Raw genomic sequence first — 15,370 nt, 5'->3', positions numbered from 1 at the left:
TACGTCGTACGGGTGCGCGGCCGGGGCTCAGCGGCCGCCGTTGTACGGCCCGTACGGACCGTCGCTGCTGCTTCCGCCGCGGCGGCGGCCCCAGCCGCTGCCGCCGCCCGAGGCCTGCTTGACCGCGGGACGCACGTCCACGATGTAGACGATGCTCGCGACCAGGCCGACGATCGGCAGGATCGACAGGAGCGAGAACAGGTAGCTCACCACGAGCGCGATGCCCAGGACGATCAGCCAGAACACCTTGTTCTGCTTGTCGGCCGCGCGGAACGCGTCCTCGCGCCGGAACGCCGCGTCGAACAACGCGAACGCCGCCAGGGCCATCAGGACGATCTTCAACAGTCCCAGGAACCCTGCGAAGCCCAACATCAACATGCTGCCCACCGCCCGTATTCTCCGACTCCTACGCGGCCACCGTACCCATAGAACGGGCCGGACACCCCATGGGTGCCCGGCCCGTACGCGATCTGCCCCTTACTTGGCGGGCGATCTGCGCCCTTACTTGGCGGGCGGAGTCGTCTTCTTGACGGTGACCTTGCGGACCGGAGCCTTCTTGGCGGGAGCCTTCTTGGCCGCGACCTTGGCCTCGACGACCTTGGGCTCCTCCGTGCCCTCGACCTCGGCCTCGGGCTTGACCTCGACCGGCTCGGCCTTGGGCTCGACCACGACGGCGAGCTCCTCGATCTCCTCGGCGGCCTCGCCGCGCCAGGTCTTCACGGCCTGCTCGCCGTGCTCGGCGACCTTCTCGTACGTCTCGCGGGCCTTGACGACGTACTCGGCGGCGACGCCGACCGAGCGCAGCGCGAGGTCCTGGGCGGACTCGCCGAGCTTCTTCAGGTCCGCGTCGATGGTGCTGCCGAGCTTCTTCAGGTCGCCGTCGAGGGTGCCGAAGAACTCGTTGACCTTGGTCTGAAAGGCCTCCTGCGCCTCCTTGGCCCTGGCGCTCGCCTCCTTGGCGCGCGCGGCGGCCTTCTCCTGCACGGCCTTCGGGTCGGTGTTGCGCACGGCCTCGATACGGGCCGGGGCCTCGGTGCGCAGCTGCTCGACCAGACCGGGGACCTTCTTGGCCTGCTGAAGGGCCAGGTCGGCGGTGCCGGCGGCGAAGTAGAGCGGAGTCGGGTCGCTGAGGGTCTTGCGCAGGTCGTTGGTGATGGCCATGGTGAGGGTCCTCCCGGATTCACGTTCGGCTGAGGGTTGTGTGGTTCGCAGTGGGCCGGCCGGGGCCCTGGTCCGGCTCACCCGGCCGTCCGCTGCGGATCGATGTCGTCGGGCCGGCCGGCGTCCTCGACGCCATCGCCCTTGTCATCTGTGCGGGTGGTGCCGTGCGCGGCGGTGCCGCCGTCGGGCAGGGCGTCCACCGCACCGTCGCCGCCGAATCCGTTCTCCTTGCGGAAGGACTCGTAGATCTGCAGCAGCACCTGCTTCTGCCGCTCGTTGAGCGTGGGGTCGGCGAGGATGACGGCGCGCGTCTCGACCTCGTCCAGCTCGCGCTCGGCGTCGAGGATGCCGGCCCGCACGTACAGCGTCTCCGCGGAGATGCGCAGGGCCTTGGCGACCTGCTGCAACACCTCGGCGCTCGGCTTGCGCAGCCCGCGCTCGATCTGGCTCAGGTACGGATTCGACACCCCGGCGGCGTCGGCGAGCTGCCGCAGCGACAGCTGCGCATTGCGCCGCTGCTCGCGCAGGTACTCACCGAGATTGCCGACGTTGAGCGATGCCATGCCCCCACTTTGCCGCACCCCCGCTAACAATTGCAAGCACGTCGCTTGCAAAAGTGCGCTACACCACGCGGATGGCCCTGTGCGACTGAGCACGATAGGTGTCGCATTTTCAGGACGCCTGTCGTGCAGCCACGCTCGGGGCCGCCGTTGCGGCTCGGCCCACGTCAGCTGCATGACGTGCGGGCCGGGCCGCGAGCGCAGGAAGTCTCCGGCCCGGGCGAGAAAGTCGTCGACGTCTTCGGTGGTGCCAGTCATTCACGACACAGGATCAGCCCTCGAAACCGTTCCCGGCCGCATGTCCTGGAAGTCGCTGGCGTCGGTCATGTGGGGGACGGTAGCGTCCGCGGCATGACTGCCGGGTCGGCCTTGGGCCGTGAGCGAGTTGGGTGCCCGGCCTCTGAGTGAGGTCGCGGCGGGCCAGGAGCCCGCCGTCTTTCTCTGCGCACTACGGAAGCGAAGACGACTACCGAACGCAGAGAAAGAAGAAGGAAACCGTGCCCAGCGACTTCAACCAACAGATCATCGACGAGTTCCGCGCACACCACGGCCGCCTCGGCGGCCAGTTCGAAGGCGCCCGCCTGCTCCTGCTGACCACCACCGGCGCCCGCACCGGCACCCGCCACACCGCCCCCGTCGGCTACGTCCCCGACGGCGGTGACCGCGTCCTGGTCATCGCCTCGGCGGGCGGCTCCCCCAGGCACCCCGACTGGTACCGCAACCTCCTCACCCATCCCCAAGTGACCGTCGAGAGCGGCGTGTTCACCTACGAGGCGCGGGCCGTCGTACTCGACCGCGAGGAACGGGACCGTGCCTTCGCGCGGGCCGTGGAAGCCAACCCGGGCTGGGCGGCGTATCAGGAGAAGACGGACCGGGTGATTCCCGTCGTCGCGCTGTACGCGATCGCACAGGACGGTCCGGGGCACATCGAGGCGGGTTCGCCGGGCGAGGCGATCGGAGTGGTCCACGATATGTTCCGGCGCGAACTCACCCTGATCCGGCGCGAGATGGAGACCGGTGGCAGCACACTCGGCGCACAGCTGCGGGTCAACTGCCTCACCCTCTGCCAGGGCCTGCACAACCACCACACCGGCGAGGAGACGGCCCTGTTCCCGTTCCTGGCCGACCGCAGCCCGCGGTTCGCACCGGTCCGCGACCGTCTGCACCGCGAACACGAGCGCATCGCCGAGCTGGTCGAGGAGCTACGCCGAGCGGTCTCGGCGGGCGCCACGGCCGACGCCCGCGCCGAGGTCGTACGGCTGACGGAGGAATTGGAGGCCCATCTGGCCTACGAGGAGGAGCAGTTGATCCCGCTCCTCGACGCGGCCTGAGCCCAGGGGCCGGCGGCCCGGCGCGCGGCCACTGCCGAGCACGACGCTAGAACGGCAGTGGCCGCCCGTGCACCACGTCCAGTCGCGACACCGCCCGCGTCAGGACGACGTACAACCGGTGCAGGCCGCGCTCCTCCGCCTCCACTACGGCGGCGGGTTCGACGGCGACGACGTGGTCGTACTCCAGGCCCTTGACGACCGACGCGGGCACCACCGTCACCCGAGCGCCCAGTTCCTCCGGTCCCGAGGCGCCGATCCCGGCCGCGGCCAGCGCCTCGCGCACCCGGGGCGCGTCGGCGTCCGCGGCGACGACCCCGACGGACCCGTCCTGGGCGAGCGCCTCCTGTACGGCCGTCACGGTCGCGGCGAGGACGTCGTCGGCGTACCGGAGGCGCAGCTCGCCGTCGCGCCGCAGCGACCGGGCCGCCGGCACGTCGACGTCCAGCCGGTCCAGCAGCCGGTTGGCGAGTCCGACGACGGCCGCCGGCACCCGGAAGCCCGTCGTCAGCGGCACCACGGCCGCGTCCGGCACGCCCAGGTGCCGCAGCGCCACGTCCCAGCGGCGAGCCGCCCAGGGAGTGGTGCCCTGCTGAGCGCCGTCCTCCCCCGTCCGGGTGCCCGACAGGCCGTCATATGGCCTTGGGCGAACCAGCATTCGGTGGAGTCATGGTCCCCTTACGCCAGGGCCCGGGCAAGATAGGGGTTCGCGGTGGGGCGGACCCGGAGGCCGAGCAGGCCCGTCGCGGCTGCGAGCGTCATCGGGTACGAGTCGACGGCCCGTCGGACATTGGGTGCGTCGAGGCTCGCTCCGGTCACGAGACGGTCGAGGTCCACGTAGGCCGACCGTACGATCTCGATCAACCGGTACACCCGCCAGTCCCGCCGCCAGTCGACGGTGTGCTGCCGATCCAGCCGCTCCGCCCAGCGGCGGAACATGCGCTCCCTGATCTCCGGGCGGGTGGGGGTGAGGTGCATGTGCCGTACCAGGTCGTACAGCGGGTCACCGATCACCGCCATTTCCCAGTCGATGATGGTCAACAGCAGATCGTCGTCACGACGCACGAGGTTCCACGGATTCAGATCGCCGTGCAGCAGCGCAGGGGCTCGCTCGCTCACGGTGTGCCGGGACAGGATCTGCCGAAGTCGCCCGGCATCGGGCAACCCCAGCAACCGGGAGAGCCGCTGGGACTCCTTCGGCAGGTCTGCCACCAGTTGGGCGAGCTGTTCGCTCAGCCAGTTGTAGAAATCTCCTGCGCCGGCTGCTGGGTCGAGACCCCGGTAATCCACGGAGGTCAGGGCGCGGAGTTGGTCCACGAGACGATCCGCTTCCTGGGGCCGCAGGCCGTTAACCGGGTGGCTCGGGGGCTGATCGGTGTTGCGCGGCCCCTCATACGTATGGATGGCGAAAGGTTCTCCCTGGTAGCTCGTCCCGAGAGCGAGGAACTTCGGCGCCGCCACCTTGACCGGCGACTGTTCGATGGCCCGTAGCACAGCGTGCTCACTCAGGAAACCGCGCTCACGTCGGCAGACGTTGGCCACCTTGCGCCGTACCACGACCGGAAAGCCGACGTCAGAAACCGACACCACCGAATTGAGGTGCCCGGTCCCCTTGAAGACACGGCTGGCGGGCGCCGCACCCTCGGCGAACAGGGCCCGACGCACGGCGCTGTGAGGGAAATCGGGGTGCTCCGGCGACCGCTGGTCCGGGTGCCATTCCCTGATGTCGGCCGACAGGCCGAGGCCGCCGTTCCGGGCGGTCCGCCAGCGGAAGAGGATCCGTTCGATCTCCCGCTCGTCCGGCACGTTCCCGAGCCTGAGCGGCTCGGCCGCCACTTCCAGGGCACGGCGCACCGACGCGGTCGCATCGTCCAGGCTCTTCTGGTCGGCCGCGGCCTGCAGGGAGTTCGCGGCCCGCATCACGTCCGGGTAGACGGACTGCGCCCGCTCGAAGGCGATGTAGTGGCGCAGGTCCTTGGCCACACCGTTGACGGCCGCGGGTCGGATCCGCTGCATGGCGTCCGCCCACGCGTCGATCACTTCGCCCCACTGGTGGGACGGATACTGCATGCGTACGAGATGGGTCGCGAGGTCGTGCAGGGGATCGCCGTAGGTCGCCAGTTCCCAGTCGACGCAGATGAGGGGTGGGACTCCGCCGTACGACATGATCACGTTGTCGCGGTGCAGGTCGGCGTGGAGCAGGCTGTACGGCCGACGCTTCATCGTGGGAACGCGCTCGGCCAACCGGATCAGAGCGTCCTCGGGAATGCCCAGCGCCGCGAACAGCCCACCAAATTCCTGCCAATTGGGCTGCCTGATCTGGCGGTCGGCCATGTAGGCCAGTGCATGCAGAAAGCCCTGGCTGTCCTTGTCGTTCCGCGGCCACGCGGCCGGCAGGGCTGGAAGGGCTTCTCTGCGCACTTGGGCCATCTGGGCGAGCAGTCCGGCGAGCGCGTTGATGAGGAGAGCGTCCACCGGCTTGCCATTGCCACACACACTGGAGAGCGGGATGCCTTCGACGTAGCTGTGGATCGCGTAGTCATCGCCCTTGGCAAGGCACTCGGGGACGTGCGGCAGGATTCCCCTGATGGCATCCAGGATCAACGCCTCGTCCTGCCAGGTCCTGATCACTACAGGCAGCGCATCGGCGCGCCGGAACCTGACGGTCACGGACAGGCCTGGCTCCTGGCCCAGCAGGCGGGTCACGCTGTCGGTCAGCGGCAGCACGTAGTTCCGGTTGTGGTACCCGCTGATCGCCTGTCCCTGATCCGCGGCCTGGTGGGCGAAGGCCCTGATGGCGTTGGGTCTGGAGCGTTCCCCCAGATGGCGAAGAGGGAAAGAGGGTGCGCCCACTGGCCGCTCCGGATCAGTCGCGAGAGACGAAAGTTGTGCCAACAGTATGTGGAGGCAAGATCAGGGACGACCTGAGCCGAGCTTGAGTAGGCACACCGGGTGGATGGCCACTCTTCATGGTCGTGCCGTTCGAGGTTGGCTGATTCGCCATCCCGTATGCAGGAAACAGAGCGGTTGCTCAGTGTTGCGGGAATGCTAGCGCATCGGCCGTACCTACTCGGCGAGCTGGTTCCAGACCGACTCGTACCACGACTGCATACTGGCCACAAAGACAGATCCCGGCGAGTTCAGGTCAGCGTCCTTGACATGGTGAGTCAGGGTGGCGCCGAGGCCGAGGACGTCCAGCGTCGTGATCACCTCACCGTCGTCCAACTCCATCGGCCGCTTGATCACCTCATACATGCCGTGCAGGGCCTCGACGCCGTTGAGCAGGTAGAGCTTGAAGGTCGGAACCAGCGGTACGTGACGGATCCGGACGTCGACAGACGGCACCAACTCCTCCGTGACCAGCTCCTTGAACAGGCTCTCCAACGACTCCGTGTGGCGTCGGCTGATGGCCCTCAGGCGCTTCCTGGCACGGTCGTCGCCCTTGTCTCCGTCCACACGCGGGTAGGGAAGATCCAACGACTCCGAAGGCAGGAGCATGCGCAGGGCGATGCGCTGCGGTCGGATGAAGCCTCCTCGAATGCGCTCCACCTGGAGTCGGATGTGCGCGTCCAGGGACTCGGACGTCAACGTGTAGACGTCGAGGGCCACTTCGGGTCGCTCGAACGCCTCGCTGATGAGGGGGGCCAGCGTCGCACCTCGGCTCGACCTGGTCGCCTTGGGGGTCGACGACTGTATGCGCTGGGTCTTGAGGACCCGTGAGCCGCTTCCCTGTCGGGACTCGATCCAGCCCTCGTTGGCCAGCTCCCGCAGTGCGCGCTGGACCGTGTCCCGGGACACGCCGAATTCCTCGGCGAGATCACGCTCGGACGGCAGAAAGGAACGCAACGGGTAGGTGCCATCAGTTATCCGGGAGCGCAGCTCGTCGGAGACCCGTTGGAACTTCCTGCCCCCGCCACCGTCGCTGGTCTGCTGTACGTCCACGATTCGACCGTACCGCTTTCCTGCCACTGACAAACCAACCATCCACCAACTGGCTTGGCGTTTGGACTGGTTGGTTAAGCGATCAGCCATCACGGGCAGACCACCATCAGGCCAGCAGTCCAATTGGACTGATCACTGGATGGGATGCCGGAAGTGGATGGGAGGCGGGGGCATGCTCCTGCTACAGGTTTCCCGGGGACTCTTCGAGCTCCTCCTCGGCATGGAGGCACAGGAGAAGCTCGGTGTCATCGGTGTGGCGCTCCTACTGCTGGTGGGAGTGGGCATACGAGCGCAACGGACGGCCCTGGCCGTCTGGGCCGCAGTCGTGTTCACGTTGCTGATGGCTCAGGCCTGAGCCCGGACCAGGTCCAGGACCGTCGCCAACGAGTCCACGATGCTCACGGCTCCCGCCTCCCTCAAAAGCTTCGCTTTCCGTTCGTTACGCGCGTAGCCGAGGAACGGGACGCCGGCCTCGTCGGCGGCTTCGAGGTCCGTCGGGGTGTCGCCGATCATCAGGGCGGCGGTCGGTGCTGCCCCCATCGCGTTCAGAGCCCGGTTGAGGCAGTGCGGGTCGGGCTTGAGGTGGTGGAGTTGCTGGGTGCGGCCGTAGATGTGGGGGGCGAAGCAGTCGGTGAGGCTGCGGCTCGCCAGGTAGGCGCGGACCACCCGTGGGGAGTTGTTCGTGGCGATGGCCAGGCGGGCGCCGACGGCCGTCCAGGTGCGTATCAGCGGGTCGGCGTAGGCCGTGGGCATCGCCGTGAGCGCGGCACGGAGTTCCTCCAGGGTGAGACGTTCCTCCAGCACCGCCACCAGATCGCTGCCGGGGTGGCGGCGGTCCACGGCTCGTAGGACGATATGCGGGTCCAGCGACTCCCGCTCGGTCTCCGTGAGCAGGCCGTGCAGTCCGCGGCCCTCCAGCCACTCCACCAGTTCACCGGCCACCAGGTCTGCCGTGTGCCCGGCGAACAGTCGGCAGATCGGGCCGTCGAAGTCCCAGAGGACCACCTGGGCACGATCGATCAGTTCCCGCAGCTTCTCGATCTGGTTCGCTGTCTCTTCCGTCACCGCTTCAGTCTGCGTCGTATCAGAAGTCACTAGGAGAGTGTCAGGTCCGTCGTGATGGTTTCCCAGAGGGCGTCGAACCACTTCTGCGATTGCTCCACGAACGCGGCATCCCGCTGACCGGCCCCCTTCTCGAAGGAGAAGAGGAGAGACTTCGAGCCCACTGCGTCGAACATCTCGAGCGTTCCGGTGTCCGTGGACTCCTCCCGGCGCGTGACCATGTAGTAGCCGATCAGCGCCTCCGTACCGTTGAGCAGGTACAACTTCACCGGTGGAGTGAACGGCAGCGCACGAAACGTGACCTCCACGTCGATGTCATGGGTGCCCCGCAGCGCCTGCAGGTTGTATCTGAGGACCTGCCCCTGGGCGTTGCGCATCTTCAGCCAGCGCTCGTGGACCTGGTCGTCGCTGCTCCGGCCCTCGACCGGGACCGGGACCGGGAAGGCGAGATTGATCTCCCGTGACGGCAGCAGGATGCGCACATCCAGCTTCTCGGGGTGGATACGGCCCTCGTGGATCAGGCGGAGGGGTTCGCTCACCGCCAGCAACAGGGTCTCGGCGGTGAGGCTGACCGCGTCTATGCGCACATGAGGGGCCGAGAAGGCCTCCGCGAGCCGGGGGCCCAGGCTGACCATCGTCGGCTGCGGCTTGTCGACGGCCCGTGCCGGCTCGGCGATCCGCGGCGGACTCCCCTTGCTGACGTTGCTGAGGAAGCCGTCCTCCTGGAGGGAGCGCAGGGCCTGGCGAACGGTGCCGCGTTCCACGCCGAATTCCTCGGCCAGTTCGGCCTGGGTGGGCAGGCGGTCGCCCGCCTTGAGGTCGCCCATGCGGATGCGTTCCCGCAGGGTCTCGGCGATCTCCTGGGGCGAGAGCCTTCTGCTGCCGTTCACTGCCACGTTCTCCTGGGTCACGACCAAACGCTACAACTCTGATCCATCTGGCGGGAGTTGCCTGAAAGTTGTTTATGGATAGTAGCCAAGTGGGGACAACCTAAGCGAAGTTGGTTACCAACTTCCTCAAGTTGGCGGAAGTTTTGCTTCCTGGCAGCCTGAAGGGGGAAACACCGTGCCTGCCCTCGCCCTCATCTCCGCGGTCTTCGTCGTCGGCTTCGAACAGCTCGTGCAGTGGAAGTTCGGCGCCACTGGCATCGTCGGCCTGCTCCTGTTCACCATAGGACTCAAGGCCAAGAGTCCGGCGGTAAGCTCCGCCGGAGCCGTCCTGCTCGCGGTTCTGCTCGCGGGCCCCGCCCTATGACGTCAGCAGCAGATCGGAACTGATCGTCTCCCACAGGGCGTTGAACCACAGATGGGACTGCTCGACGAACGTCGTGTCGCGCAGTCCGGCGCCCTGCTCGAACCCGAACAGCATCGACTGCGTGCCGTCCGAGTCGTACATCTCCAGATGCTCGTGCTCGATCTCCCGCTCGCGCCGGGAGAGCGTGTAGTACGCGAACAGCGCCTCCATGCCGTTGAGCAGGTACAACTTCACCGGCGGGGTGAACGGCAGCGCGCGGAAGGAAACATTCACATCGATGCCGTGCGTGGCGCGCAGTGCCAGCAGGTTGTACCGCAGGACCTGGCCTTGCGCGTTGCGCTGGGCCAGCCAGCGCCGGTGCAGCATCCCCGCGGCCGAGGAGTCGACCGGCGCCGGGAAGGCGAGGTCGATGTCCCGGCTCGGCAGTAGGACGCGGACGTCGACCTTGGCCGGTTTCAGTCGGCCGGCGTGGATCTGGCGCAGCGGTTCGCCGATCGCCAGCGTGAGCGAGACCGAGGTCAGACACAGGGCGTCTATCTCGACGTGCGGGGCCGCGAAAGCGTCGGCCACCCGGGACGCGAGGGCCACCATGGTCGGCTGCGGAGGAGCCCCGGGACCGGCCGCGAACCGGCCCAACCCCAGGTCCAGGGCCACCGTGGCGGGCGCTCCCTTCGAAACGTTGGTCAGCAGGCGCTCCGACTGCAGGATGCGCAGCGCTTGGCGTACGGCCCCGCGCTCGACCCCGAACTCGTCGGCCAGCTTGGCCTGGGTGGGCATGCGCTCACCGGGCCGCAGCACGCCGGACCGGATCCTGGTGCGCAGCTCGTCGGCCACCTCGTGATGTGACTTCTGTGGCCGTTGTGACCTCTTCCCCCCATCAGCGGGGGCGTGTTCCGGCTCCACGCGCAAACACTACAACTTCTCGCCATCTTTCGGCAGTTCATGGGAAGGTGGTTATGAGTCGCTTCCAAGCGGACATAAGTAATGTGAAGTTGGTAGCCAACTTGAGCAACATGGTTAAGCGTCCGGGTGGTTGGCCGACCGGGCTCCCTTCCGGAGGGGAGCCGGGAGCTCGGTCGGTCCGGCTCGACCACGGTCGAACCGCCGCCGCTGGGGGACGAAGACTGCTCAACGGCCACCCGCAGGCACAGCCACAACTCCACATCGACAACTCAACATCGACATCGCACAGTCACAACTTCATAGCTCGCTACGGATGAGTCAGCACTGTCGGTCGGGAGGAAGGAGCGGTCAGAAGATGTCCGGGCACCACGGTCGCCCGGACGTGTGCAGCAGGGCGTCGGCCAGTCGGGCGGCGCCCTCTCGTACTTCCCGCACCCGGCCCAGAGCCGCCAGCCGCGCCGTCGACTCGTCACCGAGCCACAGCGTCGCCAACTCCGCCACGTCCAGGGTGAGATCGGCATCCCCGGAGGTGACCTGCGTGCAGCTCGCACCCTGCGGCGACGCCTCGAGCCGGTAGCGGCCGCCGGTCAGCCCGAGCCGGTCCACCACCTCCAGCACCAGGGTGCCCGTCCCCTCGTACGTCCGCGCCTCCAGGGCCCGTACGACGTCCAGGATCCGCACCCACAGCCAGTCCGACTGGGCCGTGAGGCGGGCCGCGCGGAGGTCGGGGAGGAAGAAGGGGAGCAGGTCGTCGGGGCCACGCCAGCCGCTCTTGACCTTCGTGATCCAGTCGATCGAGCACAGGTAGTGCCATAGCGCCCGCTCCGCCGCCGGCGTCGACGCGATCAGCCAGTTGACGTCGGCCGTGTTGTCCGGTTGCTTGTCCCGCCAGTTGTCGTCGGACTCGTACGACACCAGGCCCTCGACCTCACCGGACGCCGAGCGGTACACGGCATAGTAGGGCTCGGTCCAATTGGGTTCGAAGCGCACCGCGCCGGTGTTCGTCCGCCACCACAGCTCGTCCCGGCTGACGGCACCCGGCTGGGCGCGGCGGACGCGCTCATGCAGCTCGGGGCCGAGCCCCCGCACCTCCTCGCCGTCCACGAGGTCGATGCGGCCGCCGTCCTCCGGGCCCGACCAGCGCGGATCGAGGCCGGTGCGGGGCACGTCGACGGTCCACTCGGTCGTCCAGGTGGCGGGGCCGAAGCCGTAGCGGCCGTAGATCGGGTACTCGGCGGCGATGAGCGTGGCCACGACGTCGCCGCGTTCCTTCGCCGCCGCGAGGTCCTGGGTCATCATGCGGGTGAGGAGGCCGCGGCGGCGGTGGGTGGGGCTGACGGTGACGGAGGAGATCCCGTCGGCGGGGACGGCCGCGCCGCCGACCGCTGTCAGCTCCTGCGGGAAGGAGCGGAACGTCGCGACGCATCGGCCGCGGTCGAAGGCTCCGAGGTGGCGGCCGAACACGAACTGCTCGCGGCGGACCGCCAGTTGCTCCGGCGAAACGACCGGCTCGCGCAGGAAACCGGTCTTCGCGGCACGGAGCCAGTCGGCGAACTCGTCCTCGGTGACGGCATGGACGTCGATGTCTGCGGCGGGGCGGCTCATGGGGTCACGGTAGGCACGCGGCGTGCCGGTGTCGCGCGGATTTTCGCCCCCCGCCCGTCACATCAACAGGTCGTCCACCTGTGCCTCGCCCTCCCGGTAGCGCCGGGCGATCTCGGCGCTGCAGTCGTCGGCCGTGCGCTGGAGCTGCTGACGGCGGCGCGAGACCTGCTGCTCGTAGCGGACCAGCCGGCCCATCGCCGTGTTGAGCTCCGCGTCCGTGCGGGCCTGGAGGTCGGAGAGCTCGACCTCGGCGAGCATGTCGGCGGCCAGGCGGCGGTACTCCTCGCTGTGCGGGGTGCCCAGGGTGACGTGCCGGGCCGAGGAGCGGTGGCGGGCCGGGGCGTCCGTGAGGATCTCCGGGAGCCGGTCGACGACCGGGGCGTCCTCGGGAAGCACCAGAAGGGCGTCGGGCGTCACCACGGACGCGGCCCCGCGCCGCGAAAGCTCCGCGCGCAGGATGTCGATCCTCCCCTGCAACAGCCGCCGTACATAGCTGAGGTCCGCCTCGTCGCGCTGGGCGTCCCGGCGCAGGGTGCGCACGCCTGGCAGGCTCAGCAGGGTCAGGTCGGGTTCGGCCGGGTCTGCGGGCAGGGCCGGACCGGGCGGATTGGTCGTATTAGGCGGATTAGGCGGATTGGCTGGACTGTCGCTGCGCTGCGCGGGCGGCCGGTGCGTCTCGGGGCCGCCCGGGAGGGCCGCCGCGACCGCACCGGGCGGCTGCCCGGTACCAGGTGTACTCATGTGCCTCTACCGTCCCCTCGACCGGCGTACGGATGCATCGTGCCACCCCAACTGGCCGCTATGTGACCGAGTGCCCCCGAACAGCCCCAGATGGGGGCTTAAGGATCAAAAATAGACCCCTGCGGACCTCGTACGAACCGCCTACGACGCCACACGGCGCACCCGGCATCATGGTTCCCATGCGTGCAGTGGTGCAGAGGGTGGACGGCGCGAGCGTCGTCGTGGACGGCGAGACGGTCGGCGCGATCGAGGGCGAGGGCCTGTGCGTCCTCGTCGGAGTGACCCACGAGGACACCAAGGAGAAGGCGGCCCAGCTCGCCCGCAAGCTCTGGTCGATCCGCATGCTGCACGACGAAAAGTCGTGCAGCGACATCGACGCCCCGCTGCTCGTCATCAGCCAGTTCACCCTGTACGGGGACGCCCGCAAGGGCCGCAGGCCCACCTGGAACGCCGCCGCGTCGGGCGACGTGGCAGAGCCGCTGGTGGACGAGGTGGTGGCCCGACTGCGGTCACTGGGCGCGACGGTGGCGACGGGCCGGTTCGGCGCTCAGATGCACGTGTCGCTGACGAACGACGGCCCGTTCACCGTGCTGATCGAGATGTAGAACCCTGTAGAACCTGTAAGACCTTTACGGCGTAAGACCTTTACGGCGCTACGACGGTCTCCTGCGCGGCGGCCGTCGTGTCGGCCACCAGTCGCGCGTCCACGGGTACGTTCCGCTTGACCAGGGCGAGGGCGATCGGGCCCAGCTCGTGGTGGCGTACCGACGTGGTGATGAAACCGATCTTGCGGCCGTCGGGGCCCTCGTCCGCGACGTAAAGTTCGGTGCCGTGCGGGGGCAGATGAACCTCGCTGCCGTCGAGGTGCAGGAAGACCAGCCGGCGCGGGGGCTTGCCCAGGTTCTGGACGCGGGCGACCGTCTCCTGGCCGCGATAGCAGCCCTTCTGGAGATGGACGGCGGTGCCGATCCAGCCCAGCTCGTGCGGGATCGTACGGTGGTCGGTCTCGAAGCCGAGGCGGGGGCGGTGCTGCTCGACGCGCAGTGCCTCGTGGGCGAGGATCCCGGCCGGGGGGCCGGCCTTCTCGACGTACGACTCCAGGTCCGCGCGGGGCAGGAAGAGGTCACGGCCGTACGGCGTCTCGCGTACGACGGCGCCCTCGGGGACCTCCGCGATCGAACCCGCCGGCAGGTACACCACCGCGAAGTCGGCGGTCCGATCGGCGACCTCGACCCTGTAGAAGAACTTCATCGACTCCAGGTACGCGATCAGCGCGTCCTGGGTGCCGGGCTCGACGTGGGCCCAGACCGTCTCGCCGTCGTCGACCAGATACAGGGCGTGCTCGATGTGGCCGTGCGCGGACAGGATCAGCGCCTCGGTGGCCTCGCCGACGGGGAGGTCGCTGACGTGCTGGGTGAGGAGAAGGTGCAGCCAGCTCAGCCGGTCCTCGCCGGACACGGTGACGACCCCGCGGTGCGAGAGGTCGACGAAACCGGTGCCGTCGGCGAGGGCGCGCTGCTCGCGGAACAGGTCGCCGTAGTGGGCGGCGACGCCTTCGTCCACGCCCTCGGCGGGGACTGCGCCGGGCAGGGACAGCAGGGGGCTCTTCATACCGACAAGACTACGACTCGGTACTTGAAGCCTTCAGGGAGCAGGCCTTACAGCGGCCGAAGATCGCGAAGTGCTTCATGTCCGTCTCGAAGCCGAACGTGTCGCGCAGCTTGGTGATGAACTCGGCGGCCACCGAGATGTCCGCCTCGATGACGTTCTGGCAGTCCCGGCACACGAGGTGGATGTGGTGGTGGCGGTCGGCGAGGTGGTACGTCGGCGCGCCGTGCCCGAGGTGCGCGTGGCTGACCAGACCCAGCTCCTCCAGGAGCTCCAGGGTCCGGTAGACCGTGGAAATGTTGACCCCCGACGCCGTCCTGCGGACCTCGCAGAGGATGTCGTCGGGGGTCGCGTGCTCCAGAGTGTCCACGGCTTCGAGCACGAGTTGCCGCTGCGGGGTCAGCCGGTAACCGCGCTGCCGCAGATCAGTCTTCCAGTCGGTGCTCACCACACTGGAAGTCTAGGACCATCGCGCCGAACGCCTACTTGAAGAACGCGATCCCGTCGTCCGGCAGGTCGTCGGGCAGGGCCTTGGCCCAGCGTTCGACGTCCTCGGGGGTGACGACCTTCTTCAGGTGGGCGGACATGTAGGGGCGCAGCTCGACCTCGGGGGTCTGCTTCTCGCCGACCCACATGAGGTCGCTCTTGACGTAACCGTACAGGCGCTTGCCGCCGCTGTAGGGGCTGGAGGCGGCCGTGCGGGCCACCGCGTCGGTGACCAGGTCGATCTGCGGCTTCTTGTCGGCCAGCTCGCCGTACCAGATCTCGATGACGCCGTCGTCGCGGGTCATCGTGACCTCGACCTTGCGGTCGGCGTCGACGCGCCAGAAGCCGAACTCGGACTCCAGCGGGCGGACCTTGTTGCCGTCGTTGTCCAGCACCCAGGTGTGGGAGTGGTACTCCAGGAAGTCCCGCCCGTCGTGGGTGAAGGTGACCTCCTGACCGAAGTTGCACTTCTCGGAGCCGGGAAAGTCGTGCACGCCGGCGCCGGCCCAGTTGCCGAGCAGGAAGGCGAGGGGGACCAGGTCCTTGTGGAGGTCGGACGGGATCTCGATCATGAGTGACAGTATTCCTGGACGGGGGTCAGCGCTGGCCCTGGTACAGCTTCTTCACGGTCAGTCCGGCGAAGGCGAGGACGCCGACGCAGACCAGGACCAGCAGGGTGTCGAACAAGATCTCCACGGGTGCTCCTTGAGCGAGGGTGGG

The 15,370-nt window shown here is 68.4% G+C and carries 17 protein-coding genes and 1 pseudogene; 4 read left to right on the top strand and 14 right to left on the bottom strand.

The features are described from left to right. Positions 1 to 27: 27 nt before the first annotated feature. The 3 genes from ACFYXB_RS35620 to ACFYXB_RS35610 all read right to left on the bottom strand — a co-directional run bounded on the left by ACFYXB_RS35620 (position 28) and on the right by ACFYXB_RS35610 (position 1,724). A complete protein-coding gene (locus ACFYXB_RS35620; RefSeq protein WP_351350429.1) occupies positions 28 to 378 on the bottom strand; it encodes a DUF2516 family protein in 351 nt (116 codons plus the stop codon). A 123-nt stretch (positions 379 to 501) separates the two neighbouring features. Then, positions 502 to 1,161 carry a hypothetical protein gene (locus tag ACFYXB_RS35615; protein ID WP_389589176.1) on the bottom strand — a complete coding sequence of 220 codons (660 nt, stop codon included), beginning with the start codon at positions 1,159 to 1,161 and terminating at the stop codon, positions 502 to 504. A gap of 77 nt (positions 1,162 to 1,238) precedes the next feature. Next, complete coding sequence (locus tag ACFYXB_RS35610) at positions 1,239 to 1,724, bottom strand: helix-turn-helix transcriptional regulator (RefSeq protein ID WP_351350303.1); 486 nt, start codon at positions 1,722 to 1,724, stop codon at positions 1,239 to 1,241. Positions 1,725 to 2,218: 494 nt separating this feature from the next. Between ACFYXB_RS35610 and ACFYXB_RS35605 the strand changes: the two genes are divergently transcribed. After that, entirely contained in the window at positions 2,219 to 3,052 is an 834-nt protein-coding gene (locus ACFYXB_RS35605) for a nitroreductase/quinone reductase family protein (RefSeq protein ID WP_389589175.1), read from the top strand. Between the two features lie 46 nt (positions 3,053 to 3,098). Here ACFYXB_RS35605 and ACFYXB_RS35600 read toward each other — a convergent pair. The 3 genes and pseudogenes from ACFYXB_RS35600 to ACFYXB_RS35590 form a co-directional block, all read right to left on the bottom strand. Next, a pseudogene (locus tag ACFYXB_RS35600) lies at positions 3,099 to 3,641 on the bottom strand (AAA family ATPase); the annotation flags it as partial. An 86-nt stretch (positions 3,642 to 3,727) separates the two neighbouring features. Then, positions 3,728 to 5,902, bottom strand: coding sequence for a phosphotransferase (locus ACFYXB_RS35595; RefSeq protein ID WP_389589174.1), 2,175 nt, complete (start codon positions 5,900 to 5,902; stop codon positions 3,728 to 3,730). Between the two features lie 213 nt (positions 5,903 to 6,115). Continuing rightward, positions 6,116 to 6,991, bottom strand: a complete 876-nt coding sequence (locus tag ACFYXB_RS35590; protein ID WP_389589173.1) for a GntR family transcriptional regulator — start codon at positions 6,989 to 6,991, stop codon at positions 6,116 to 6,118. A gap of 172 nt (positions 6,992 to 7,163) precedes the next feature. Here ACFYXB_RS35590 and ACFYXB_RS35585 point away from each other — a divergent pair, with 172 nt between their 5' ends. Continuing rightward, positions 7,164 to 7,346 (top strand): hypothetical protein, encoded by a 183-nt coding sequence (locus ACFYXB_RS35585; protein ID WP_389589172.1) that lies wholly within the window; start codon positions 7,164 to 7,166, stop codon positions 7,344 to 7,346. On the opposite strand, the gene ACFYXB_RS35580 is transcribed toward ACFYXB_RS35585, so the two are convergent. Next, the gene (locus tag ACFYXB_RS35580; protein ID WP_389589171.1) at positions 7,337 to 8,137 is read right to left on the bottom strand and encodes an HAD family hydrolase; all 801 of its coding nucleotides are present in this window, start codon (positions 8,135 to 8,137) and stop codon (positions 7,337 to 7,339) included. The genes ACFYXB_RS35585 and ACFYXB_RS35580 overlap by 10 nt on opposite strands. Next, the gene (locus ACFYXB_RS35575) at positions 8,086 to 8,970 is read right to left on the bottom strand and encodes a GntR family transcriptional regulator (RefSeq protein ID WP_389589170.1); all 885 of its coding nucleotides are present in this window, start codon (positions 8,968 to 8,970) and stop codon (positions 8,086 to 8,088) included. Before ACFYXB_RS35575 ends, ACFYXB_RS35580 begins: the two co-directional genes overlap by 52 nt. Before the next feature lie 148 nt (positions 8,971 to 9,118). Between ACFYXB_RS35575 and ACFYXB_RS35570 the strand changes: the two genes are divergently transcribed. Further along, complete coding sequence (locus ACFYXB_RS35570; RefSeq protein ID WP_351350324.1) at positions 9,119 to 9,307, top strand: hypothetical protein; 189 nt, start codon at positions 9,119 to 9,121, stop codon at positions 9,305 to 9,307. Here the strand turns inward: ACFYXB_RS35570 and ACFYXB_RS35565 are convergent. The 3 genes from ACFYXB_RS35565 to ACFYXB_RS35555 all read right to left on the bottom strand — a co-directional run bounded on the left by ACFYXB_RS35565 (position 9,302) and on the right by ACFYXB_RS35555 (position 12,556). Next, on the bottom strand, positions 9,302 to 10,216 hold the full coding sequence (locus tag ACFYXB_RS35565; RefSeq protein ID WP_389589169.1) for a winged helix-turn-helix domain-containing protein: 915 nt from the start codon (positions 10,214 to 10,216) through the stop codon (positions 9,302 to 9,304). The genes ACFYXB_RS35570 and ACFYXB_RS35565 overlap by 6 nt on opposite strands. 342 nt (positions 10,217 to 10,558) lie before the next feature. Then, positions 10,559 to 11,815, bottom strand: coding sequence for a GNAT family N-acetyltransferase (locus tag ACFYXB_RS35560; protein WP_389589168.1), 1,257 nt, complete (start codon positions 11,813 to 11,815; stop codon positions 10,559 to 10,561). Positions 11,816 to 11,872: 57 nt separating this feature from the next. After that, entirely contained in the window at positions 11,873 to 12,556 is a 684-nt protein-coding gene (locus ACFYXB_RS35555; RefSeq protein WP_389589167.1) for an aerial mycelium formation protein, read from the bottom strand. A 179-nt stretch (positions 12,557 to 12,735) separates the two neighbouring features. On the opposite strand from ACFYXB_RS35555, the gene dtd reads away from it, so the two are divergent. Further along, entirely contained in the window at positions 12,736 to 13,161 is a 426-nt protein-coding gene (gene dtd / locus ACFYXB_RS35550; RefSeq protein ID WP_389589166.1) for a D-aminoacyl-tRNA deacylase, read from the top strand. A 40-nt stretch (positions 13,162 to 13,201) separates the two neighbouring features. Here dtd and ACFYXB_RS35545 read toward each other — a convergent pair whose 3' ends face one another. Genes ACFYXB_RS35545 through ACFYXB_RS35535 form a run of 3 tightly spaced genes read right to left on the bottom strand, consistent with a single transcriptional unit; the run spans position 13,202 to position 15,222 of the window. Continuing rightward, positions 13,202 to 14,167 carry a folate-binding protein gene (locus ACFYXB_RS35545; protein ID WP_351350334.1) on the bottom strand — a complete coding sequence of 322 codons (966 nt, stop codon included), beginning with the start codon at positions 14,165 to 14,167 and terminating at the stop codon, positions 13,202 to 13,204. A 10-nt stretch (positions 14,168 to 14,177) separates the two neighbouring features. Further along, positions 14,178 to 14,615 (bottom strand): Fur family transcriptional regulator, encoded by a 438-nt coding sequence (locus ACFYXB_RS35540; protein WP_389589165.1) that lies wholly within the window; start codon positions 14,613 to 14,615, stop codon positions 14,178 to 14,180. A gap of 31 nt (positions 14,616 to 14,646) precedes the next feature. Further along, complete coding sequence (locus ACFYXB_RS35535) at positions 14,647 to 15,222, bottom strand: FABP family protein (RefSeq protein ID WP_351350338.1); 576 nt, start codon at positions 15,220 to 15,222, stop codon at positions 14,647 to 14,649. Positions 15,223 to 15,370: the final 148 nt, after the last annotated feature.

It is taken from the genome of Streptomyces sp. NPDC002619 (assembly GCF_042889305.1).
GTDB lineage: Bacteria > Actinomycetota > Actinomycetes > Streptomycetales > Streptomycetaceae > Streptomyces.
Note: the sequence above shows the minus strand (reverse complement) of the source record. Positions and strands in the feature narration are given on the sequence as shown.